Here is a 23,755-nt window from a genome sequence, read left to right as displayed (position 1 = left end):
GACCGAACAAGCAATCCAGCGAGTGACCGTGCGCCGATTGGAATTCGAGAGTACGGTTTAAGTATCGGTGCGGTGACGCGACCCGTTGCCGGAAACCAGGAATGTAGCGAAGGAGTTCCCGATCCCATGAATGTCGTCAAAGAGTTTCGTACCCGGTCATTCCAGGACGTGTGCCATGCATTGCTCGATCGCGAGGAGATCGCGCTCGTCGATGTGCGCGAGGAAGATCCCCACGCGCGCAGTCATCCGTTGTTCGCCGCCAATCTGCCGCTGTCGCGGCTCGAACTCGACGCGCCGCTGCGGCTGCCGCGCCGGGCCGTGCCGATCGTCGTGTTCGATGCGGGCGAAGGTCTCGCATGGCGTGCGGCCGCGCGTCTCGCCGAGCTCGGCTATACCAACGTCGCATTGCTCGAAGGCGGCCTGCAAGGCTGGCGCGAAGCGGGCGGCGAGTTGTTCAGGGACGTCAACGTGCCGAGCAAGGCGTTCGGCGAACTGGTCGAAAGCGTGCGTCATACGCCGTCGCTATCCGCGCAGCAGGTGCAGGCGCTGCTCGATCAGGAGGCCAATGTCGTGGTGCTCGACGCACGCCGCTTCGAGGAGTTTCAAACCATGAACATCCCCGGCAGCATCAGCGTGCCGGGCGCGGAGCTGGTGCTGCGGGCGCGGCAGTTCGCGCCGGATCCGGCCACGCGCATCATCGTCAATTGCGCGGGGCGCACGCGCAGCATCATCGGCGCGCAGTCGCTGATCAACGCGGGCGTGCCGAATCCGGTCGCCGCGCTGCGCAACGGCACGATGGGCTGGACGCTCGCCGGTCAGGCGCTCGCGCATGGCAGCGCGCGGCGCATCGAAGGCGCGGTCGACGACGCTTCCCGTCTCGCCGCCGCCGACGGCGCGCGCACGGTCGCCGACCGGGCGCGCGTGCGCCGCACGTCGCGCGACGAAGCGCGCCGCTGGGCCGACGAAGCGGTGCGCACCGTGTATCGCTTCGACGTACGCACGCCCGAGGAATACGAGGCGGGCCACGTGCCCGGTTTTCGCAGCGCGCCGGGCGGCCAGCTCGTGCAGGAAATCGACCTGTTCGTGACGGTGCGCGGCGCGCGCGTGATCCTCGCGGACAGCGACGGCGTGCGCGCGAACATGAGCGCATCGTGGCTCGCGCAGATGAACGTCGAGGTCTACGTGGTCGATGGCCTGACGGCGGCCGACTTCGCCGAGAAGGGCCCGGCGCCGCCCGCGCGCAATGCGGTCACGCCGCCCGACGTCGACGACATCGCGCCGGCTGAACTCGTCGCGCTGCTGCAGTCGCCGGGTACCGTCGTGCTCGATTTCACGAGCAGCGCGAACTATCTGACCCGGCACATTCCGGGCGCGTGGTTCGTGATCCGCAGCCAACTCGCCGACGCGTTGCGCACGCTGCCCGACGCAAAGCGCTACGTGCTCACGTGCGACAGCGACGTGCTGGCGCGCTTCGTCGCGCCGGAACTCGCCGCGGCGACCGGTCGGCCGGTGCAGGTGCTGCGCGGCGGCACGATCGCGTGGATCGACGCGGGCTTGCCCGTGGAGTCGGGTGGCACGCGGATGGCGTCGCCGCGCATCGATCGTTATCAGCGGCCGTATGAGGGCACGGAGAATGCGCGCGAAGCGATGAGCGCGTATCTGGAGTGGGAGCAGGGGCTCGTCGCGCAACTTGCGCGCGACGGCACGCATGGCTTTCGGGTGATATGACGGGCCGGCCATCCGGCGGCCGGCGATCCGGGGGCCGGCCATCCGGCGGCCGGCGATCCGGGGGCCGGCCATCCGGAGGCCGGCCATCCGGCGGCCGGCCATCCCGCGAGCCCCTCGCGTCGCGCGAATCTTCTGCCGATTCGGTGTAAACGCGCTCTCGTCGAAAGCCCCCAATGCGTTTAGATTAACTGCATCTGGAAGGCTTATCGAGGGACCAGGGCGGCCAAAAAAAGGCAGCGGTTTGTCATTCGGCGATGGCGCAAGGTGAGCAGTCAAGGCTACTCATCGCTTCGTCTGAAGCAGGCCGCTGCGCGTCGTCCGTGGTGCTTCGCGCAAGGCGGCCAACGAGCCGCCGTCACTTCCGGTTGATCGTATCGACCGACATGGCGACGCTGTACACAGCGTCGCCTTTTTGCTTCCGGCGTACCCACCTCAATTGATCCTCAGTCAATCTTTTAGCGCCGCGCGCAACAGGTTAGGTGCGTAGCAGCGCTCGTCGCGCGCGCGTCGCTCGCGGTTTTCTGCGGGCACGGTTATCCTTGTAGTACACACTACAGACCGGCCATGCGCTGCGACGGCAGATCCCGCGCATCCGGACAGGAACCGACGTGAGTCTCAAACCGCTGGGCGTCACGCTGCTGATGGCGTGCGTTGCGCTGACCGGCTGCGACCAACAGCAGAGCGATCAAGCCGTGCAAAAACTCAAGGACTTTTTCAACGCGGTCAAACCGGACGCGTTGCTGCTCAAGGACATGACGCCAGGGATCACGACCGAAGCGCAAATCCTCGCGCAGATGGGCAAGCCCGAAACCGCGCGCACCTTCACCGACGGCTCGAAGCGCTTCGAATATCCGCGCGGCCCGCAAGGCCTGAACACCTACATGGTCGACATCGATCGCGACGGCAAGCTGCAGGCGATCACGCAGGTGCTGACCGCGGCCAACTTCGCGAAGATCCGCTCCGGCATGACCGAGGACGAGGTGCGGCGCTTGCTCGGCAAACCTGGAGAGATCGCGGTGTTTCCGCTGAAGCCGGAAACCGTGTGGAGCTGGAAATGGCGCGAGGGCGGCGTGACTGAAGAGGGCATCTTCAACGTTCATTTCGACCGGAACCAGAGGGTGTACACCACGTCACGCTCGGACGTGATCCGGGGGCGATAGGCGGAGGGCATGTCGGCCAGAAGGCGGGCAGAACAAGCGGGCAGAGAGAGCGGGGTAGGCATGATACGTCGACATCGATACAGCCGGATCGGGCTGGTGCTGGGGGGCGGCGCCGCGCGCGGCTGGGCGCATATCGGCGCGATTCGCGCGCTGGAAGACGCGGGCATCAAGCCCGACGTCGTGTGCGGCACGTCGATCGGCGCGCTGGTCGGCGCAGTCTATGCGAACGGCGATCTCGACTGGCTCGAAGAGTGGGTGTCACGTCTCACGTGGCAGACCGTGGTGCGGCTGCTCGATCTGCGCATCTCGGGCGGCCTGCTTGGCGGGCGTAAGGTGATCCAGCTATTCGCCGACAAATTCGGCGGTCGCTCGATCGCGCAATTGCACATGCCGTTCGCGGCCGTCGCCACCGAACTCGACACGGGCCGCGAAATCTGGCTGCAGGACGGCAGCACGATCGACTCGGTGCGGGCGTCGATTGCGATTCCGGGCATCTTCACGCCGGTATGGCACAACGGCGTGTGGCTCGTCGACGGCGGGCTCAGCAACCCGGTGCCGGTGTCGGTCGCGCGTGGCATGCGGGCGGACTGCGTGATCGCGATCGATCTGAACAACGACATCCTGAACGGCCGCGACTTCGGCGGCGGGGTCATTGAAACGCCCGCACTCGATCCCACCGCGCCGCCGCCCGTGGCGTTGCGCCGCAACGGCAAGCCGTGGCCGCGCTGGCTCGCGCCAGCCGAAGCGAGCGCGACCGACGACGTGCGCGTGCCGCCCAAGCCAAGCGCGCACGTGCCGTCGATGCTGAGCTCGATCGCGCAAAGCATCGACATCATGCAGGTGCGCATCTCGCGCAGCCGGCTGGCCGGCGAGCCGGCCGATATCCTGATCCAGCCGCGTCTCGGCGGCATGGGCATCTTCGATTTTCATCGCGCGACGCCAGCCATCGAGGAAGGGCGCGAGGCGGTCGAGCAGATGCTGCCGGCGATTCGCGCGCGGCTAGGGCTCGACTGAGCACGAGTGGTTCGGCATCGGCGCCGGCGCGGCCGTGCTAATGCAGCAGCGCCGCGAGTTCGGGCGGGGCGCCTTCGAACGCGAACGGATTGAGGAACTGGCGCCGCCACATCAGTTCGCGATCGACCTCGCTCAACTGCGCATCAGTGCAGACTGCGTCCCAGTGCTCCAGAATGACCTCGATCTGCTGCCGCGCGATTGCCACGGCTTCATCGCGCGACAGCAGAAAGAGGGGCGCCGCCCGCAGACACGTGTCGATGCGGCTGAAGCGATCGTTACCGACGATCAGCATCGCCTGCGTCGCTTCGTTGCCGGCGCGCGCCTGCGGGCAGATGTCGTAGGCGGGCGTCAGCGCCAGCTCGCGGCCGTCCCAGTAGGCGGCGTGATTGCGGGCGTGGTCGTCGGTATTGCCGCACAGCACATTGAACAGCAGTCGCGCGAAGAGCTGCCTGAGCGTCGCGCCCGGGTTCGTGAAGCGATGGCGGATCAGCGTCGCGAATTCCTCGTAGCTCGCGTAGCGCGCCATCATCTCGTCGAGTCCGAACAGCGTTAGCGCCGACACCATCGCGCGGCGCTGCCAGCCCTGTGTGCCGCGGCTACGGTCGAAGCGCTCGATCAGCAGCACGTCCTTGCCGCCGACATGCTCCAGCTTCACCGGCGCCGCATCGATGCCGACCAGCGGCGCAATAGACATCGCAATGTATTCCGCCTTCACGACGCTGTAGACGTCGCTTTGCGACGAAAACTTCGCGATGAACTTGCGCTCGTGCGTGCTGATCATCGCCTTCGGGCGCGCGCCGCCAATCGAGCTGCCATGAAACAGCGCGCGTTCGAGGTCGGGGCTGAGCTTCACGCCGCGCTCGATACTCGATACGGCGTTTTGCAGATCGTCAAGCGACGCGCTGGCCGTTTCGCGCGGTATGTATTCGCTCGGAGAGAGTTGGAAGTCGAGCGCGCCGATGCGGTCGGAGCCGGATTCGAGCAGATAGGTCATCTCGTCGAGCTCGCCGGTGTCGAACCGCGCGCCGCGCATGCCGAGCTTGCGATTGATGATCACGCGCCGGCCCCATGCGTCGGGCGCCGCGTCGCGGACGCAGCCGGGCATCGTGAGGCCGTTCAGCAGCGGTAAGATGCCGCGTCGCAGGGGCAATTCGGGCGTATAGAGCGGGATCGCGTTGTCGCGGGCGAGGTAGCTTTGGCCGTAGTTGAACAGCATCTGGCCGCCGGCCGTGACGAGGCGCCCGGCGACCACCGGCTCGGTTACGCCAGGCAGCCAGGTCCACACGAAGGCTTCAGGATAGGCGGCGTCAGAAATCATCTTTGGTTTCGGGGCGAGGCGCGCGCACCGCGTGCGGCAAAAGCGTCAGCACGTCGGCGTTGGCGCGGATTGCGCCGCTGAGGGCCGACGTGTCGGCATCGAACAGCCGTACGCCGACGACCGCCGCGGCTTCGAACACCGCGCCGATAGAGCAGCGCGGATCGCCTTTTTCGATTCGCTGCACGAGGCTGCGCGACAGCCCGGTGCGCTCGGCAAGCTGCGCCGCGGTGATCTTGCGCTCAAGCCGCCCGCGACGGATCAGCTGGCCGAGAAGGCGGGCAGCGTCCAGACTGTAACGCGAGGCAGCGCGCGTGGTGGGAGTTGGCATGGCAGTATTGAATGGTTCATAAGTGAATCATATAGCACATTCGCGACTCATCTGTGACTCATTGTTGGAATTTCGGATCGAAACACGAAGAATGACTCATATATACGCCGCAGAGCGCATTGCCGATCCATATATGAATCATTCAACGCGCGTCAGCGATAAACACCGGATGCCGCCGCCGTCGGCGCGGTCTATCGAAAAAGCGACCGCAAACTTGCTAAATCACGGCACCGCCGAGCGCGCGCGGCGCGCCTGTCAAAACGATAACCCGTGTGAAACCAAGAGCTACGAACGGTCCGCCGCGCGTCGAGGCGCCATGTTGCGTCGCAGCAAGGGACCGCCCGGTATTTGAGAAATTGATTTCCGCTTGCGAGACTCCTCGCCATGCCAGAGCAGCGGACAGGCCATCAAGCCCCCGCCCTCCGCGCCAATTCAATAAACCCGGATGGAGACAAGCGTGTTCCTATACGGCTTTGGTCCCGTGCTGCTCGCCGGCACGATCCAGACGATCGAACTGTCCGTTCTATCGCTGGCGGCCGCTGTGTTGCTCGGCCTCGCGGGCGCGGCGGCGAAACTCTCGTTGAACCGGCCCTTGCGGGCCATCGCGACCGGCTACACGACGCTGATCCGCTCGGTGCCCGACCTGGTGCTGATGCTGCTGCTGTTCTACAGCATCCAGATCTGGCTCAATGATCTGACCGACATGTTCAGCATGGAGCAGATCGACATCGATCCGTTTCTCGCCGGCGTGCTGACGCTCGGCTTTATCTACGGCGCGTACTTCACCGAGACTTTTCGCGGCGCGTTTCTCGCGGTGCCGCGCGGTCAGCTCGAAGCGGGCAGCGCGTACGGCATGAGCGGCGTGCGCGTGTTCGCACGCATCCTGTTCCCGCAGATGATGCGCTTCGCGCTGCCCGGCATCGGCAACAACTGGCAGGTGCTCGTGAAGGCCACCGCGCTGGTGTCGATCATCGGTCTCGCCGACGTCGTCAAGGCCGCGCAGGATGCGGGCAAAAGCACCTTCAACATGTTCTTCTTCGTTCTCGTCGCCGCGCTGATCTATCTGGCGATTACCACCGTATCGAACCTCGTGCTGATCTGGCTGAACCGCCGCTATTCGATCGGCGTGCGACACGCGGAGCTCTGAGCGTCATGATCGACATCCTCAACCAATTTTGGCGGGCGTATCTGTTCTGGGACGGGCAGCGCCTGTCGGGCCTCGCGGTCACGTTGTGGCTGCTGCTCGCGTCGATCGCGATCGGCTTCGTGTGCGCGGTGCCGCTCGCGGTCGCGCGCGTGTCGAACAAGCGCTGGTTGTCGACGCCGGTACGTCTGTACACCTACGTGTTTCGCGGCACGCCGCTCTACGTGCAGCTGCTGTTGATCTACACCGGCGTGTACAGTCTCGCGTTCGTGCGCTCGCACAGTCTGCTCGACGCGTTCTTTCGCAGCGGCTTTCACTGCGCGATTCTCGCCTTCGCATTGAACACCTGCGCGTACACGACGGAGATTTTCGCGGGCGCGATCCGCTCGACTTCGCATGGCGAAGTCGAAGCGGCGCGCGCCTACGGCATGAGCTGGTTCACGATGTACCGGCGCATTGTGATACCGTCCGCGCTGCGCCGCGCATTGCCGTTGTACAGTAACGAAGTGATCCTGATGCTGCACGCGACGACGGTCGCGTTCACGGCCACGGTGCCCGACATCCTGAAGGTCGCGCGCGATGCGAACTCGGCGACCTACCAGTCGTTCAACGCATTCGGGCTCGCGGCGCTGATTTATCTCGCGGTGTCGTTCGCGCTGGTTGCGCTGTTCCGGTGCGCCGAGCGTCGCTGGCTCGCGTATCTTGCGGTGCGCACGCATTGAGCGCGCGTTGACCTTGCATCGGGCGCCGCGCGCTTGCGCACGGCGGCGTCCGCACCAGACCGATCCGTATTCTCACTGGGAGAGCATCTTGCTCCATACCACTCAAACCGACGCTTGCAAGCTCGCCGTGCAGGACATCCACAAGCGCTACGGCGACAACGAAGTGCTCAAGGGCGTGTCGCTGAACGCAAACAAGGGCGACGTGATCAGCATCATCGGCGCGAGCGGCTCGGGCAAGAGCACTTTCCTGCGTTGCATCAATTTTCTCGAGCGGCCGAACGCGGGGCAAATCGTCGTCGATGGCGAGGCAGTGAAGACCAAAACCGATCGCGCCGGCAATCTCGAAGTCGCCGATCACAAGCAGCTGCAGCGCATCCGCACGAAGCTCGCGATGGTGTTCCAGCACTTCAACCTGTGGGCGCACATGAACGTGCTCGAGAACGTGATCGAAGCGCCGATTCATGTGCTCGGTCTGAAGCGCAAGGAAGCCGAGGATCGCGCGCGCGAATATCTGGAGAAGGTCGGTCTCGCGCCGCGTCTCGAGAAGCAGTATCCGTCGCATCTGTCGGGCGGCCAGCAGCAGCGCGTCGCGATTGCGCGCGCACTCGCGATGGACCCCGATGTGATGCTGTTCGACGAACCGACCTCCGCGCTCGACCCCGAACTCGTCGGCGAAGTGCTGAAAGTGATGCAGAAGCTTGCCGAGGAAGGCCGCACGATGATCGTCGTCACGCACGAAATGGGTTTCGCGCGCAATGTGTCGAACCATGTGATGTTCCTGCACCAGGGCCGCACCGAAGAAGAGGGCAATCCGGGCACGGTGCTGAGCGCGCCACGCAGCGAGCGCCTGAAGCAGTTCCTGTCCGGCAGCCTGAAGTAACGCGCGCTTTCACTGACCACCGATGGCCCGCCCGTCCAACCCGGCTCGCACGACGCAGGTCGCGATCGTGGCACTGCCGCCCGTGTCGATGTCGGGCGTCGGCCCGATCGTCGACGCGCTCGATCTCGCCAATGAAATCGACGGCCGCGCGCTGTATCGCGTGCAGGTGTGTTCGTGGGACGGCCGCGCGGTGCCGTTGTCGGGCGGCGCGCAGTGGCCGGCCGATGCCGCGTTCGGCGACGCGATCGTGTGCGACTGGCTGATCATCGTCAGCGAGCGGTTTCAGCAGTTCGCCGACTACCGTCTGTTTCTCGCGAGCCTCGCGCGCGTCGGCCAGCGCACGCCGCTCGTCACCGGCATTCATCATGGCGTGTGGTGGCTCGCGATGGCGGGGCAGCTATCCGGCTATCGCGTCAGCGTGAACTGGGAAACCTATCAGCAGTTCTCCGAACAATTCGAACGCTCGATCGTCACGCAGCAGATCTTCGAAATCGATCGCGATCGCGCGACCTGCGCGGGCGGTCAGGCGAGCGTCGACTTCATGCTCGCGATGATCGGGCGCGAGCACGGGCCCGAACTCGCGGAGCGCATCGCCGATACGCTCGGTGTAGGCGTGCTGCGCGCGGGCGAGGAGCGTCAGCGCATTCCGTTCGTGACCGCACCGGGCGAGCGTCATCCGCGCCTGAACGACGCGCTGCTGCTGATGGAAGCCAACATCGAGGACCCGCTGACGACCGATGAGATCGCCGGCCTCGTCGGCGTCTCGCGGCGCCAGCTCGAGCGCCTGTTTCGCCAGTATCTCGGCTCGATGCCGTCCAAATACTATCTGGGGCTGCGGCTGTCGAAGGCGCGCACGCACTTGCAGCGCACCAGCAAATCGGTCGTGCAGATCAGCCTCGCGTGCGGGTTTTCGTCGGCGGCGCACTTTTCGAATGCGTATCGCGAGCGCTTCGGTGTCACGCCGCGCGAGGATCGCCGCAACTGGATCGACCGGCATACCGGCGCGCACGGCGGCGCTAGTGAACCGCGGCCCGCTGCGCTGATCGAGCGCCCCGAGCTCGATTGATCAGGCGGCGCGCGAGGCAGGCATGGCTCGTGCACGACCTGCAAGCCGTCTGAAAGCGAAGCCGCGACGAGTCCGGGGCCGACCCGGCAGCCGCGACGCGCGGAACCTCATAGAAAGCGTCGCGTATGCGCAAGACTTGCCGCGCGCGGTTTCCTACACTAACTGTATTACCTGTCACCCGTAAAAGGATTAGCCATGAACGACCTGACTGTGACACGCCAGACCTTCGACGAAGTCATGGTGCCGGTGTTTTCCCCCGCCGCCTTCGTGCCGGATCGCGGTCTCGGCTCGCGCGTGTGGGACACGCAAGGCCGCGACTATATCGACTTCGCCGGCGGCATCGCCGTCACCGCGCTCGGTCATGCGCATCCCGAACTGCTGAAAGTGCTGCATGAACAGGGCGCCAAGCTGTGGCACATCGGCAATGGCTACACGAACGAGCCAGTGCTGCGCCTCGCGAAGCGCCTTGAAAGCCTCACGTTCGCCGACCGCGCGTTCTTCGCGAACTCGGGCGCCGAAGCGAACGAGGCCGCACTGAAGCTCGCGCGCCGCGTCGCGTTCGAGCGTCACGGCGCGCAGAAAGCTGAAATCATTTCGTTTGCGCAGTCGTTCCACGGCCGCACGCTGTTTACCGTCAGCGTCGGCGGCCAACCGAAGTACTCGGAAGGCTTCGGCCCGGTGCCCGCCGGCATCACGCATCTGCCGTACAACGACATCGAAGCGGCGAAGAGGGCGATCGGCGCGCAGACCTGCGCGGTGATCGTCGAGCCGATCCAGGGCGAGGGCGGCGTGATTCCGGCCGACCCAGCGTTCCTCAAAGCGCTGCGCGCAGCATGCGACCAGCACAACGCGCTGCTGATTTTCGACGAAGTGCAAACCGGCGTGGGCCGCAGCGGCTTCTTCTACGCGTACGAGGACACCGGCGTGACGCCGGACATCCTGACCACCGCGAAGGCGCTCGGCAACGGCTTCCCGATCGGCGCGATGCTGACCACCAAAGAGCTCGCCGCGCACTTCAAGGTCGGCGTGCACGGCACGACTTACGGCGGCAATCCGCTCGGCTCGGCGATCGCGGAAAAAGTGGTCGAGCTGGTCAGCGACCCGAAGCTGCTCGAAGGCGTGCGCTCGCGCAGCGAAGTGCTGAAGGGCCACCTCGCGAAACTGAACGAGCGCTTCGGGCTTTTCACCGAAGTGCGCGGCAAGGGGCTGCTGATCGGCGCCGAACTGAACGAGCCGTTCCGGGGCCGCGCGAAGGATTTCGTCACCGCGGCCGGCCAGCACGGCGTGATCATGCTGATGGCGGGCCCGGACGTGCTGCGCTTCGTGCCGTCGCTGATCATGCCGCTCGACGACATGGCCGAAGGCTTCGCGCGTCTCGAGAAGGCGTTCGGCGAACTCGTCGGCGCGAACGCGCAGGCGGCGTCGCATTGAGGTTCAGGCAGTCCAGTACGCCCACGCTGATGCAGCGGATCATGCGTCACATTCAACAGGAACGATGATGCTCTTCGTACGTCCCGGCCGCCTTACCGATCTCGATGCGCTCGAGCATATGGCGCGCACCGCGCAACCGGTGCTGCATTCCCTGCCGCACGACCGGCGCGCGCTCGAAGCGCGCGTCGCGTTGTCGGAAGACTCGTTTCGCGCGGAGGTCGACTTTCCGGGCGAGGAGTTCTATCTGTTCGTGCTCGAAGACTCGCAGACCGGCAAGCTGATGGGCACCGCGAGCATCGTCGCGGCGGCCGGTTACGCGGACCCGTTCTACGTGTTTCGCAACGACGCGCTGATTCATGCGTCGCGCGAGTTGCACGTCAATCGCAAGATTCACGCGCTGACGATGTCGCACGAGCTGACCGGCAAGAGCCGGCTCGCGGGCTACTACATCGACCCGTCGCTGCGCGGCGACGCGGCCGCGCAGCTGATGTCGCGCGCGCGGATGATGTACATCGCCGCGAATCGCAAGCGCTTCACGCCCGAGGTGTTCACGCTGCTGCTCGGCGTCACCGACGAAAACGGCGTGTCGCCGTTCTGGGAAGCGGTGGGGCGCAAGTTTTTCGGCCGCGATTTCGCCGACATCGAAGTCGAATCGGGCGGCCGCAGCCGCACCTTCATCGCCGAAGTGATGCCGACCTATCCCGTGTATGTGCCGCTGTTGCCCGAAGCGGCCCAGCGCGTGCTCGGCGAGCCGGACGCGAACGCGTTGCTCGCGTACGAGATTCACCTCGAGGAAGGCTTCGAGACCGATCGCTACGTCGACATCTTCGACGCGGGTCCGGTACTGACCGCGCAGGTGGATCGCAGTGTCAGCGTGCAGCACAACGAAACGCGCGTGGTGCGCGAGGCATCTGCGACGCACGGCGAAACCTACCTGATCGCGCACAACGGCGCCGACGGCGAATTCCGTTGCGTGCTCGGCGATCTAGCGCCCGGCAACGAGGCGGGCGCCGGGTTGTCACAGGCGGCGCGCGCCGCGCTCGGCGTACGGGAAGGCGATACGGTGCGCTGCGTACCGCTGCATCAGCCGCAGGATGAACAATCGGGAGAAGCGCAATGATCGTCGTTCGCGTAGTACAACGAGGCGATGTCGATGCGCTGATGCGACTCGCGCAGGAAACCGGGCCGGGCCTGACCACCTTCAAACCGGATCGCGATGCGCTCGCGGCGCGTGTCGAACGCGCGCGCCGCACGATGGAAGACGAGGCCGAGCCGCACGAGGCCGGCTATCTGTTCGTGATGGAAGATACCGCGACCGGCGACGTGGCGGGCGTCTGCGGTATCGAAACGGCAGTGGGTCTGCGGCAGCCGTTCTACAACTATCGCGTCAGCACGGTCGTGCACGCGAGCCAGGATCTTGGCATCTGGACGCGCATGCACGCGCTGAATATCTCGCACGACCTCACCGGTTATGCGGAGGTGTGCTCGCTGTTTCTGAGCCCGCGTTATCGCACGAGCGGCGTCGGCGGCTTGCTGTCGCGCTCGCGCTTCATGTTTCTCGCGCAGTTTCGCGAGCGTTTTCCGCAGCGTCTATGCGCGGAGCTGCGCGGCCATTTCGACGAGCAGGGCACGTCGCCGTTCTGGCGCGCGGTCGGCTCGCATTTTTACCAGATCGATTTCAACGCGGCCGACTATCTGAGCTCGCACGGGCGCAAGGCGTTTCTCGCCGAGCTGATGCCGCGCTATCCGGTGTACGTCGAACTGTTGCCGGAAGAAGCACAGCGCTGCGTCGGCCTCACGCATAACGATACGATCCCCGCGCGCCGCATGCTCGAAACCGAAGGGCTGCGCTACGAGAACCACGTCGATATTTTCGACGCGGGCCCGGTACTCGAATGCCATATCGCCGACCTGCGCACGGTGCGCGAGAGCGTGCTGGTGGCGATTGAGATTGGCGAGGCACCGGAGCGAGCCGGGCAGGACGGACCGAAGTCGATGGTGTCGAATACGTCGCTCGGCGATTTTCGCGTCGGCGTCGCGGCGGGCGTGCCGTGCAACGGTGTGTTTCGTCTGAGCGCGGCTGAGGCCGACGCGCTTCGCGTGAAGACAGGCGATCCGCTGCGGGTACTGCCGTTGAAACACAAACAAGGATGATCATGAGCGAGCTTTTCATCGACGGCGAATGGGCCGTCGGCACTGGACCCGTATTCGCATCGCACAATCCCGGCACGGGCGCGGTGGTGTGGCAAGGCAACAGCGCGTCGGCCGACGACGTCGATCGCGCCGTACGCAGCGCGCGCCGCGCGTTCGCCGCATGGTCGGCGCTGACGCTCGACGCGCGCTGCGCGGTGGTGCGCCGTTTCGCCGCGCTCGTGACGGAGCGCAAGGAAGCGCTCGCCGAGGCGATCGGCCGCGAGACCGGCAAGCCGCTGTGGGAAGCGCGCACCGAAGCGGCCTCGATGGCCGCGAAGGTCGACATCTCGATTCAGTCCTATAACGAGCGCACCGGCGAAAAGCGCTCGGCGATGGCCGACGGCACCGCGGTGCTGCGGCATCGTCCGCACGGCGTGGTCGCGGTGTTCGGACCGTACAACTTTCCGGGTCATCTGCCGAACGGGCATATCGTGCCCGCGCTGATCGCCGGTAACGCGGTCGTGTTCAAGCCGTCCGAACTCGCGCCCGGCGTCGCGGCGCTGACCGTGCAGATCTGGCGCGATGCGGGGCTGCCTGCCGGCGTGCTGAATCTCGTACAGGGTGAGAAGGACACGGGCATCGCGCTCGCGAATCACCGGCAGATCGACGGACTGTTCTTCACCGGTAGTTCGGATACGGGAACATTGCTGCACAAACAGTTCGGCGGACGGCCGGAGATCGTGCTCGCGCTCGAAATGGGCGGCAACAATCCGCTCGTGATCGGCCCGGTCGCAGACCTCGACGCCGCCGTGCACCACACCATTCAATCGGCGTTTCTGTCGGCGGGGCAGCGCTGCACGTGCGCGCGCCGCATCTTCGTGCCCGACGATGCGTTCGGCGAGCGTTTCCTCGCGCGCCTGACGGAAGTGAGCTCGCGCATCGCCGTCGGTGCATACGACGCCGATCCGCAGCCGTTCATGGGCGCCGTGGTGTCGGCGCGCGCGGCGTCGCGCTTGATCGGCGCGCAGCAGCTTCTGCTCGCGAGCGGCGCGAAGGCGCTGCTGAAGATGGAGCAGCGCGATCCGCAACTCGGCTACGTCTCGCCCGCGATTCTCGACGTGACCGACGTGCGGGACCTGCCCGACGAGGAGCACTTCGGTCCGCTCGCGCAGATCATCCGCTACCGCAGCTTCGACGACGCGCTCGAACAGGCGAACGATACGGAGTTCGGTCTCTCGGCGGGCCTGCTCGCCGACGGTCAGGCGCTGTGGACGCATTTCCAGCGCACGATTCGCGCGGGCATCGTCAACTGGAACCGGCCGACCAACGGCGCTTCGTCGGGCGCGCCGTTCGGCGGTCCGGGCCGCTCGGGCAATCATCGGCCGAGCGCGTACTATGCGGCCGACTACTGCGCGTACCCGATGGCGTCCGTCGAGAGCGCGCAATTGAACATGCCCGCGAGCGTCTCGCCGGGCCTCCAATTCTAAGGATCGACGATGCTGCAAGCCACTGAAGCCAATTTCGACGGCCTGGTCGGCCCGACTCACAACTACGCGGGTTTGTCGTTCGGCAACGTCGCGTCGCAAAGCAACGAGAAGTCGGTCGCGAATCCGAAGGCCGCGGCACGCCAGGGTCTGCGCAAGATGAAGCAGTTGGCGGACCTCGGGTTTCATCAGGGCGTGCTGCCGCCGCAGGAGCGTCCGTCGATGCGTCTGTTGCGTGAGCTCGGCTTTTCCGGCGACGACGCTTCGGTGATCGCGCGCGTCGCGAACAACGCCCCCGAGTTGCTCGCGGCATCGAGTTCGGCCTCGGCGATGTGGACCGCGAACGCAGCGACCGTGAGCCCGTCCGCGGATACGCACGACGGCCGCGTGCATTTCACGCCGGCCAATCTGTGCAGCAAGCTGCATCGCGCGATCGAGCATGAATCGACGCGCCGCACGCTGCGCGCGATGTTCAGCGACACCGATCGCTTCGTCGTGCATGAGGCGCTGCCGGGGACGCCCGCGCTCGGCGACGAGGGCGCGGCGAATCACACGCGCTTTTGCGAGCAATACAGCGCGCGCGGGGTCGAATTCTTCGTGTATGGCCGCAGCGAGTATCGTCGCGGACCGGAGCCGACGCGCTATCCGGCGCGCCAGACGTTCGAGGCGAGCCGCGCGGTCGCGCATCGTCATGGCTTGCAGGAAGCGGCGACCGTGTACGCGCAGCAGAACCCTGAAGTGATCGACGCGGGCGTGTTCCATAACGACGTGATCGCGGTCGGCAATCGCAACACGCTGTTCTGCCATCAGCTCGCGTTCGTCGAGCAGCAGGCGGTGTACGACGAGCTGCGCGCGAAGCTCGCAAGCCTGCACGCTGGCTTCAACGTGATCGAAGTGCCCGACGCGCAGGTCAGTGTCGCCGATGCGGTGACGTCGTATCTGTTCAACAGCCAGTTGCTGAGCCGCCCCGATGGCAGGCAGGTGCTGGTCGTGCCACAGGAGTGCCGCGAAAATCCGCGCGTGGCCGCGTATCTGGATGAGCTGACTTCGCGCAGCGGTCCGATCGACGAGGTGCTCGTGTTCGATCTGCGCGAGAGCATGAAGAACGGCGGCGGTCCCGCGTGTCTGCGTTTGCGCGTCGTTCTCGACGACACCGAACGCGCGGCCGTCGCGCCGGGTGTGTGGATCGACGACACGCTGTTCGGCCGTCTCGATGCGTGGATCGAAAAGCACTACCGCGATCGTCTCGCCCCGGCCGATCTCACCGATCCGAAGCTGCTGGTCGAGTCGCGCACCGCGCTCGATGAGCTGACGCAAATCCTCGATCTGGGCTCGCTATATGACTTCCAGCGCTGAGCACACGACGCCGGCCCCGAGCGCGATGCTCGACGATTTTCTCGCGTGGACGCTCGTGGGTTCGCGGCCTGCTGCGCATCAAGCGCAAGGCACGTGCGCGAACGGCGTGCGCTGGACGTGGCAGGGCGACGGTGTACTCGTCATCGAGCCCGCGGACCCGCACCCGGACCTATGCAGCGTGCTCGTGTCGGCCGGCGTGCATGGCGACGAAACCGCGCCGATCGAACTGCTGTCGCGCATCGTCGCCGATATCGCGCACGGCCGCGCCGCGCTCGCGTGCCGGCTGCTCGTGATTCTCGGCAATATCGAGGCGATGCGCGACGGCGGCCGCTATCGCGACGACGATCTGAACCGGCTGTTCAGCGGTCGTCATCTGCAACTGCCGCACAGTCATGAAGCGCCGCGCGCGGCCGCGCTCGAACAGGCCGCGACGCGCTTTTTCGCCGACGCGTGCGCCGCGCCCGGCGCGCGCTGGCATATCGACATGCATACGGCGATCCGCGCGTCGGTGTTCGAGCGCTTCGCGCTGCTGCCGCATACCGGCAAGCCCTTGTCGCGCGCGATGTTCGAATGGCTCGGCGACGCGCGCATCAGCGCGGTGCTGCTGCACACGACGAAGGGCAACACTTATTCGCACTTCACCGCGCAAGCGTGCGGCGCCGCTGCGTGCACGCTCGAACTTGGCAAGGTTCGGCCGTTCGGCGAAAACGATCTGACGCGCTTCGAGGGCGCGGATCTGGCGGTGCGCGCACTACTGGCCGGCACGCGGGTGGGTTCGCGAACAACCCCGCAAGCCGACGCCCCTGCCGACGCGCAAGCCGCGCTGCCGCGCGTGTTCACCGTCATCGATCAGCTGACCAAGCAAAGCGACGCGTTCGAGCTGCTGCTCGCGCCCGATGTGCCGAACTTCACGCCGCTCGCCAAGGGCACCTTGCTCGCGCGCGACGGCGACTATCAATACACAGTGCAGCGCGACGAAGAGCGCATCGTGTTTCCGAACCCGACGGTCAAGCCCGGCCTGCGCGCCGGTCTGCTGGTCGTCGACACCACCGCCGATACGCTGTCCAGGCTTGTCTAGAACGACAAGGCGTTGAAGGAAGTAACCATGCATCGAAGTGTGCAAAACGCCCGCCCGTTGCGGCCGTTTTGCTTTCTGCACGCGTGCCGCAAACGTTCAACAATTATTTCGAGATATTGCCTCGTAAGCCTGTTCGTGCCCAATCACGCTGCGATAAAATTGCGACGCACACTGCCGCGCGCGACGGAGCTTTCAACGTCACAGAAACGCGCCACCGTGCAGCGGAAAACAGAACATAGCGGCCAGGCGCCAGCGGCGCCGAGCGGGGGATTGGAATGACCACCATCGCAATCGAGACTCTGAGCCCCAGCGGCACGACCGACGACGCGTCGCTCATCGCCAGCTTCGCGCGTCAGCCCATTCTGAATCGGGACGGCATGCTGTGCGGCTACGAGATCAAGGTGCGTGCGCCCGAGCTGACGCCCGCCGACGCCGACCAAGGCGTCCCGCAAGCCGATATCCATACCCAACCCGAAGCCGACGCATTGCCGGGCCGCGCGCCCACGCCGATGCAACGCGTCGCGCGCGCGATCGTGCGCGGGCTCGTGCAGAGTGACGTGCGCGGCGCGCTGACCGGCCATCCGGCCTACGTCGACGTGAACCGCGAGCTGCTGCTCGACGACGCGATCCTGAGACTGCCCCCAGAGCGCTTCATGCTCGAACTGCCTTTGTCGCTCGACGCCGACGACGCGTTGATAGCGCGTGTCGTGTATCTGCACGGCCGCCGCTACCGCTTCGCGCTCGACGACGTCGCGCAGCCCAACGAGACCTTCGCGAAGCTGCTGCCGTACGCCGAAGTCGTCAAGATCGACGTCACCCGCGCGCCGCGTGCGCTGCTGCCGAAGCTCGCGAGCGTGCTGAAGTCGGCGGGCAAGCTGCTGCTCGCGTCGGGTGTCGATGCGCAGGCCGACTTCGAGGCAGCGCATGAACTCGGCTTCGACCGCTTCCAGGGCTATTACTTCGCGCATGCGCAAAGCTCGGCGACGCGCCGCGTCAGCGCGCCGCGCCACGCGCTGCTCAATCTGCTGCAACTGCTCGCGGGCGACCCGACGGTCGCGCAGCTCGAAGCCGAACTGAAGCTGAACCCGGTGCTCGTCATGCATCTGATGAAGCTCGCGAATTCGAGCGGCCTCGCGGTCGGTCACAAGGTAACGACGCTGCGCGACGCGATCAACGCGACTGGCACCGACCGCATCGCGCGCTGGACGCAACTGCTGCTCTACGCCGACGGCCGCAAGGTCGCGCTCGAGGACGATCCGCTGCTGCAACTCGCGGCCGCGCGCGCGCGCTTCATGGAACTCGCGATCGAGCGCATGCCCGAGGCGGGCCGCGACGAAGCCGACGCGGCATTCCTGACCGGTGTGTTTTCGTTCGTCGATGCGGTGTTCGGCGGCTCGCTCGAAAAAACGCTGAACATCCTCACGCTGTCGCGGCCGATCCAGGCTGCGATCCTGCATCGCGAGGGCAGGCTGGGTCTGCTGCTGAGCGCGGTCGAAGCGCTCGAAGGCGGTGCATGGGAGCGCGTCGCCACGCTATGCGAGCGTCTTGCGCCGTTGACGGTGGAAGCGGTCGCGCAGATGGGTCTCGCGGCCGGCGCGTGGGCCGGCGTCGCGGATCGCAGCGCGGATGGGCTGGAGCGGATCGAGGATTGAGTGGGGCAAAAGCCCCACACGTGCCCGGAACAAATCGTTTTCGGGCAAACACGGAAAAGGTTGACAGTAAAGCGGCGTGATCAACGATCACGCCAGGTCTTCACATCGTCTCCATTTCCCGCATCTGCCCCTGGCCGAAAAAACGTCCTAACTCCTGAGCCAGTTCGTTGAGCACGCCCATCTCCTTCTGCGAGATGCGGCGCGCCTCCTGGGTGTGCGACCAGTCGCCGTAGAGCAGCGCGACAGTCTGATCGGTTTCGTCGAGGACCGGCAGCAGCACGAACGCGCGAGCGTCGTCGAACGAGCGGCGGAACCACTCCGGCAGCCGCGCGACCATCTTCGGATCGCGCGCATTCTCGATGAAGATGCCCACCGAGTTCGCGATCGCGAGATGGAACACGTCGGGCTCGAACGCGGTGTTGAACGAGAGCCGCGGCAGCGCCGCGTCGATCTTTGGCCCGAGGCCGAGACGCGCCCTGAACGTGCCGTTGCTGTGCTTGATGAACACCACGACGCGCGCGAAGCCGAGGCCCGCGAGCACGGTCTCCGCGGCCATCGCGAGCGCCGGTGCGAGCGGGCTGCCCTCGGGCAGGCCGCGCAGGTCCTCCACGCCGACCGCGATGCGCGCCTCGGGCGTGAGCGCCTCGCGCGCGATCGCATCTGCATTCGCGCGCAGTTCGACGATTTCCGCCATCACGCCGTCGCCGCCTTCCTCGCGCGCGAGCGCGACGCTCATCTGCAGCAGCACCTCGGGGTCCGTGTTCAGCGCGGCGCTGTACTCGTGCGCAAGCTCGCCGATGCGTGCCTCGCGTTCCCACTCGGGCATGTTCTGCTGCGTGAGCACGTCGGCGACCGCGGTCGAGTAATTGGTGATCGCGCGCAGCCACTGCACCTGGCGCGGTTGCGTCACGTCCTGCGGATCGAACTCGCCCATGCCCGAGCGGATCGTGTCGGGCAGGCGCCAGCGCACCGCGGCTTCGGCGCCGATTTCATCGAACGTGACGCCGAGCACGAGCGCGCACGCATCGGCTTCGGGCGCGCCGCCGTCGATATGGCGGCGAATCTGGTCCCATTCCGCGTCGAGATAGAACACGACGAGCAGCTTGCCGATTTGCCGCATCAGCGTGCAGACCACCGCTTCCTCGCCGGCGCGCAGGTCGCCGCGCTCGGTCAGCTTGCGCGCGACGCAGCCCGACAGCAGCGTGCGGTTCAGTTCGAGTTTCGCGTCGATGCGGCGCGGCGCGCTGTGATGAAAGTGATCGACGATCTTCAGACCGACGACCAGGTGACCGACCGCATCCATGCCGAGCACCATCAGCGCGCGTGACACGGTCGTGATGTTGCCGCCGAACGCCATGTACATCGCCGAGTTCGCGAGCCGCAGCACTTTCTGCGTGAGCGCGAAGTCCGACAGCACCACCTGCACGAGGCCGGTGAAGTCGAGGTCGTCGTTGGTCACTGCCGCCATGGTGGTGCGCAGCGATTGCGACAGCATAGGGAAATCGCCGCGCTCGCTCATTCGCGACCAGAGCCGGTCGAGCACTGCCGCCTTTACCATGTGAGTCCCGCAAAAGCCATACGTGTTCCAGTGAATGCGATGCCGGTCGAGAGCCGGTTTGTTCCGCTGCCTGGGCGTCGCGTGTACATCGCCCGTTACGCGCTGTGCAGCTGAAGCTCGCGCGCTTCGAAGCGCTGCGCGAGTTCCTCGGACGGCAGCGCCTTGCAGACGAGCCAGCCCTGAATGTGATCGCAGCCCATCTCGGTGAGCAGCGCGCGTTGCGCTTCTGTTTCGACGCCCTCGGCAACCAGTTCGAGGTCGAGCGTTTGCGCCAGGCCAACGACAGCGCTAACGATTGCCTGATCGTTTCGCGAGGTTAGCAGATTCTCGACGAAACTCCGGTCGATCTTCAGCTTCGCGAGCGGAAAACGCTGCAGGTACGCGAGGCTCGAATAGCCGGTGCCGAAGTCGTCGACGGCGAAGCGGATGCCCATCGCGGTCAGGTCTTCGAGCAAGACCTTCGCATGCGCCGGATCGTGCATCAGCAGACTTTCGGTGATTTCGAAGACGACGCGGCGCGGATCGATGCCGGTCAGCTCGAGCGCTTCGCGCACCGAGTCCTTGAAGCGCGGATCGCGAAACTGCTGCGGCGATACGTTGACGGCCACGTATTGCAGCGGGATGCCCTTCGCGTCCCACTGGATCAGCTGCATGCACGCGACCTTCAGCACCCAGTTGCCGAGGAAGTTGATGAGCCCGATCGACTCGGCAAGCGGAATGAACATCGACGGCGGCACGAGGCCATGCACCGGATGCGCCCAGCGGATCAACGCCTCGACACCGACCACGCCTCGCGTGCGGCTGCTCGTGATCGGCTGGAAGTGCAGCGAAAACTCGCCGTTGCGTACGCCGTCGTAGAGGTCGGCCTCGAGCTTCAGGCGCTCGGCGTCGGCCGGGTTGTCGTCGGGCACGTAGAACGCGAGCGTGTTGCCGCCCGCGGCCTTCGCCTGCAACAGCGCGTGGTCGGCCCAGCGCAGCAGGTGCGTGTCGTGGCCGCCAGTGTCGTTGGCATGGCGCACGTCGGGGTAAAGCGCGATGCCGATGCTAGCCGACAGGTGCACCTGCTGACCCTTGAACACGTACGGCTGCTGGATCGCGGTCAGCAGACGCCGCGCCAGCGCTTCGGCGGCCGCCGCCGCGTCGGTGCGGCTCGCGGCCGGCTTCACGAGGATCGCGAACTCGTCGCTCGCGACGCGCGCGATCGTTTCGTTCGGGCTCGTCATGTTCAACAGGCGCCGCGACGTGTCGCGCAGCATCTCGTCGCCGGCGTCATAGCCGAGCGCGCGGTTCACGCGCTGATAGTCGTCGAGATCGAGCAACAGCAACGCGACCGGCGTGCCGTGCGCGTCGGCCTTCTGTTGCGCGTCGAGCAACGCGTGCAACAGACCCGACTGGTTCGGCAGGCTGGTCAGCCGGTCCAGATGCAACGCCTGGGTCAGGCGCTCTTCGGCGGCGCGCCACGACGACACGTCGAAGCCGGCGATCGCGTAGCCGTCGACGCCCTCGTGGCTGCTGCGCACGACGCGCAGCTCGACCGTGATCGGATAGGTCAGCGACTTGACGAGCCCGAGCGTCGCTTTCTCGACGTTGCCCGAGGCCGCCGCTTGCTTGAGCAGCGCGTCGAGGCGCGGCGCGTCGGCGGGCGCGACCAGATCGTGCAGCGTCGCGGTTTTCAGGTACTCGCGGTGATAGCCGATGAAGCGCAGGCTCGCGTCGGACACGTAGATGAAGCGCAACGCATCGTCGACGTGCGCGAGCAGGTCGACCGCGCCGACCACCTGTTCCAGTGGGAGCGGGCGGTTCGTGCTGCTCGGCTGGGCGTCGTCCTCGCGCCGGCCGAACGCTCGCAGCCGGTCGATGACCGTGCGCAAGGAGCCCCGGCGGGGCGCGGTGATCGTGTTCGCTTCCATGTTTGTCGCTGGCAACCTGGGTTCGTCCGCGGGCGCGGCTGCTGGTCCGCCGGTCCCTGGGGGGGCGGCAGATAGCAGGCCACCCTATCAGAACGAGATAACGACGCGTGCGGGGAAATCTTTAGCGGCGGGCGGAGAAAAACATCTGGTAAGGCGAAGCCCGCTGCCGTCGCCGGGACGATTCGGTTAAAGTGACGCCGCTTCGCGGCCGTTAATATGGCGAATCTCCCTTGGTCCGCGACCCGTGACGTCGCGCAGCATAGACTTTCCGAACCTTGTACCGATGATCCATCTCCGAACGCCCTGTCGTCAGGTCCGCCAGACCCCCACGGCCCGTCCCGCGGGACGCCGAGGTGCGTAATGCATTCGCCGGCTCGTCGGCCGGCTATCCTGAGCACGGGTACCCGGACGCGGCCGCGCAGTATGTCTATGTCGGCCGCCAGCCGATTCTCGATCGCGACGGCGCGCTGCATGCTTACGAGCTACTGTTCCGTGCCGGCACGTACAACTACGCCGAGATCAACGACGACGCGCAGGCCACCGCGCAGGTGGTCGCGCGCACGATCGGCGGAATCGGCGTGCCGGCCGTGCTGGGCCAGCATCGCGGCTTCGTCAATATCGATCGTGCGCTGCTCTTTAGCGACATCGTCCATCTGATGCCGCCCGAGCGCTTCGTGCTCGAAATCCTCGAAACCGTGCGCTACGACGCGTCGCTCGCGCGTCGTCTGGGCGAGCTGCGCGGCGCCGGCTTCCAGGTCGCGCTCGACGACGTGCACGATCTGTCGGACGAGCTGAGCGCGATGCTGCCTTTCGCCGACATCGTCAAGATCGACTTCCTGCAGACGCCGCGCCGCACGGTCGCGAAGCTCGCGTCGACGCTGCGCGGCCACGGCAAGACGCTGCTCGCCGAGAAGGTCGAGACACGCGAGGACTTTGCGCTCGCCCACGACCTCGGCTTCGATCTGTTCCAGGGCTACTTCTTCGCGCGGCCGCAGGTGCTGGCCGCGCCGCGCAACCGCTCGTTGCGCCCGGGCCTGCTGCGGCTGCTCGCGCTGCTGTCGCGCGACGCCGGCATCGTCGAGCTGGAGGCGGAGCTGAAGTTGAATCCAGGCGTGGTCGTGCAACTGCTGCGGCTCGTCAATTCGAGCGCGTTCGGTCTTGGGCGCAACATCGCGTCGCTGCGCGAGGCGATCATCGCGACCGGCACGCGGCAGATCGCGCGCTGGGCGCAACTGCTGCTGTACGCGGATACGGGCGACCTGCCGTGGCGCGCCGATCCGCTCGTGCAATTGGCCGCGACGCGCTCGCGTTTCATGGAGCTGGCCGCGAACTGGCTGCGTCCTGCCGACGGCGAATTCGCCGACGCCGCGTTCATGACCGGGATTTTTTCGCTCGTGCATATCGTGCTCGACAGCACGCCGGATACGGTGCTCGAAAAGCTCGGCCTCGCGCCGCAGATCCGCGACGCGATCGTCGCGCGCAAGGGTGAACTGGGCGCTCTGCTGCTGATCGCCGAGGTCGCGGGCGAGGGCGGCGACGCCGCGCCGGTCGCGACGGCGGCGGGCCTCCCCGCGCTGACGCCCGACGTGGTGTCGGAGCTGAACCTGTCGGCGGCGGCGTGGTTCGGCGCGCACGTGGCCGAGTTGGGTCTTTGATGTGCTGAGCTCGCGCGCCGCATGCTTTCGATTCGCTTGTAGTCCTGGCGGTGACTGACGCCGCGTGCGCATCCGTGGTCCAATGGACAGTTCAGCGACGGCCCGTGACGGCGGCCGAAGCTGTCTTCGATTGACCGG

At 66.2% G+C, this 23,755-nt stretch carries 19 protein-coding genes; 15 read left to right on the top strand and 4 right to left on the bottom strand.

Annotation, left to right across the window (positions count from 1 at the left end):
* Positions 1 to 126 precede the first annotated feature (126 nt).
* From F6X42_RS03455 to F6X42_RS03445, 3 genes are all read left to right on the top strand, one after another.
* Positions 127 to 1,728: a rhodanese homology domain-containing protein gene (locus F6X42_RS03455; RefSeq protein ID WP_187632862.1), complete on the top strand. Its 1,602-nt coding sequence runs from the start codon at positions 127 to 129 to the stop codon at positions 1,726 to 1,728.
* 608 nt (positions 1,729 to 2,336) lie between these two features.
* Complete coding sequence (gene bamE / locus F6X42_RS03450; RefSeq protein ID WP_187632861.1) at positions 2,337 to 2,888, top strand: outer membrane protein assembly factor BamE domain-containing protein; 552 nt, start codon at positions 2,337 to 2,339, stop codon at positions 2,886 to 2,888.
* A 60-nt stretch (positions 2,889 to 2,948) separates the two neighbouring features.
* A complete protein-coding gene (locus F6X42_RS03445) occupies positions 2,949 to 3,902 on the top strand; it encodes a patatin-like phospholipase family protein (RefSeq protein WP_187632860.1) in 954 nt (317 codons plus the stop codon).
* Positions 3,903 to 3,939: 37 nt separating this feature from the next.
* Here F6X42_RS03445 and F6X42_RS03440 read toward each other — a convergent pair whose 3' ends face one another.
* Together F6X42_RS03440 and F6X42_RS03435 are read right to left on the bottom strand one after the other, a co-directional pair.
* Positions 3,940 to 5,220 carry a type II toxin-antitoxin system HipA family toxin gene (locus tag F6X42_RS03440; RefSeq protein WP_187632859.1) on the bottom strand — a complete coding sequence of 427 codons (1,281 nt, stop codon included), beginning with the start codon at positions 5,218 to 5,220 and terminating at the stop codon, positions 3,940 to 3,942.
* Positions 5,210 to 5,548 (bottom strand): helix-turn-helix transcriptional regulator, encoded by a 339-nt coding sequence (locus F6X42_RS03435; RefSeq protein ID WP_187632858.1) that lies wholly within the window; start codon positions 5,546 to 5,548, stop codon positions 5,210 to 5,212. The genes F6X42_RS03440 and F6X42_RS03435 overlap by 11 nt, the downstream gene beginning before the upstream one ends.
* A 457-nt stretch (positions 5,549 to 6,005) precedes the next feature.
* Here F6X42_RS03435 and F6X42_RS03430 point away from each other — a divergent pair, with 457 nt between their 5' ends.
* The 11 genes from F6X42_RS03430 to F6X42_RS03380 all read left to right on the top strand — a co-directional run bounded on the left by F6X42_RS03430 (position 6,006) and on the right by F6X42_RS03380 (position 18,494).
* Positions 6,006 to 6,695, top strand: coding sequence for an ABC transporter permease (locus tag F6X42_RS03430; protein WP_187632857.1), 690 nt, complete (start codon positions 6,006 to 6,008; stop codon positions 6,693 to 6,695).
* Positions 6,696 to 6,700: 5 nt separating this feature from the next.
* The gene (locus F6X42_RS03425; protein WP_187632856.1) at positions 6,701 to 7,414 is read left to right on the top strand and encodes an ABC transporter permease; all 714 of its coding nucleotides are present in this window, start codon (positions 6,701 to 6,703) and stop codon (positions 7,412 to 7,414) included.
* Between the two features lie 88 nt (positions 7,415 to 7,502).
* Entirely contained in the window at positions 7,503 to 8,294 is a 792-nt protein-coding gene (locus F6X42_RS03420; protein ID WP_187632855.1) for an ABC transporter ATP-binding protein, read from the top strand.
* Between the two features lie 22 nt (positions 8,295 to 8,316).
* Complete coding sequence (locus F6X42_RS03415) at positions 8,317 to 9,360, top strand: GlxA family transcriptional regulator (protein WP_187632854.1); 1,044 nt, start codon at positions 8,317 to 8,319, stop codon at positions 9,358 to 9,360.
* Positions 9,361 to 9,555: 195 nt separating this feature from the next.
* Positions 9,556 to 10,791, top strand: a complete 1,236-nt coding sequence (locus tag F6X42_RS03410; RefSeq protein WP_187632853.1) for an aspartate aminotransferase family protein — start codon at positions 9,556 to 9,558, stop codon at positions 10,789 to 10,791.
* Between the two features lie 67 nt (positions 10,792 to 10,858).
* Positions 10,859 to 11,911 carry an arginine/ornithine succinyltransferase subunit alpha gene (aruF, locus tag F6X42_RS03405; RefSeq protein WP_187632852.1) on the top strand — a complete coding sequence of 351 codons (1,053 nt, stop codon included), beginning with the start codon at positions 10,859 to 10,861 and terminating at the stop codon, positions 11,909 to 11,911.
* Positions 11,908 to 12,945 carry an arginine N-succinyltransferase gene (gene astA, locus F6X42_RS03400; protein WP_187632851.1) on the top strand — a complete coding sequence of 346 codons (1,038 nt, stop codon included), beginning with the start codon at positions 11,908 to 11,910 and terminating at the stop codon, positions 12,943 to 12,945. Before aruF ends, astA begins: the two co-directional genes overlap by 4 nt.
* Positions 12,946 to 12,947: 2 nt before the next feature.
* Positions 12,948 to 14,411 (top strand): succinylglutamate-semialdehyde dehydrogenase, encoded by a 1,464-nt coding sequence (gene astD / locus F6X42_RS03395; RefSeq protein WP_187632850.1) that lies wholly within the window; start codon positions 12,948 to 12,950, stop codon positions 14,409 to 14,411.
* A 12-nt stretch (positions 14,412 to 14,423) separates the two neighbouring features.
* Complete coding sequence (astB, locus tag F6X42_RS03390; protein ID WP_187632948.1) at positions 14,424 to 15,764, top strand: N-succinylarginine dihydrolase; 1,341 nt, start codon at positions 14,424 to 14,426, stop codon at positions 15,762 to 15,764.
* Positions 15,748 to 16,842: a succinylglutamate desuccinylase gene (gene astE, locus F6X42_RS03385; protein ID WP_187632849.1), complete on the top strand. Its 1,095-nt coding sequence runs from the start codon at positions 15,748 to 15,750 to the stop codon at positions 16,840 to 16,842. The genes astB and astE overlap by 17 nt, the downstream gene beginning before the upstream one ends.
* A 275-nt stretch (positions 16,843 to 17,117) precedes the next feature.
* The gene (locus F6X42_RS03380; RefSeq protein ID WP_187632848.1) at positions 17,118 to 18,494 is read left to right on the top strand and encodes an EAL and HDOD domain-containing protein; all 1,377 of its coding nucleotides are present in this window, start codon (positions 17,118 to 17,120) and stop codon (positions 18,492 to 18,494) included.
* Positions 18,495 to 18,594: 100 nt separating this feature from the next.
* Here the strand turns inward: F6X42_RS03380 and F6X42_RS03375 are convergent, their stop codons facing one another.
* A complete protein-coding gene (locus tag F6X42_RS03375) occupies positions 18,595 to 20,052 on the bottom strand; it encodes an HDOD domain-containing protein (RefSeq protein ID WP_187632847.1) in 1,458 nt (485 codons plus the stop codon).
* Positions 20,053 to 20,147: 95 nt separating this feature from the next.
* The gene (locus tag F6X42_RS03370) at positions 20,148 to 21,962 is read right to left on the bottom strand and encodes a putative bifunctional diguanylate cyclase/phosphodiesterase (RefSeq protein ID WP_187632846.1); all 1,815 of its coding nucleotides are present in this window, start codon (positions 21,960 to 21,962) and stop codon (positions 20,148 to 20,150) included.
* Between the two features lie 353 nt (positions 21,963 to 22,315).
* On the opposite strand from F6X42_RS03370, the gene F6X42_RS03365 reads away from it, so the two are divergent.
* The gene (locus F6X42_RS03365) at positions 22,316 to 23,617 is read left to right on the top strand and encodes an EAL and HDOD domain-containing protein (RefSeq protein WP_187632845.1); all 1,302 of its coding nucleotides are present in this window, start codon (positions 22,316 to 22,318) and stop codon (positions 23,615 to 23,617) included.
* Positions 23,618 to 23,755 lie beyond the last annotated feature (138 nt).

This window comes from Paraburkholderia podalyriae, from assembly GCF_014397785.1.
GTDB lineage: Bacteria > Pseudomonadota > Gammaproteobacteria > Burkholderiales > Burkholderiaceae > Paraburkholderia > Paraburkholderia podalyriae.
This window is presented reverse-complemented; position numbering and strand designations above follow the sequence as displayed.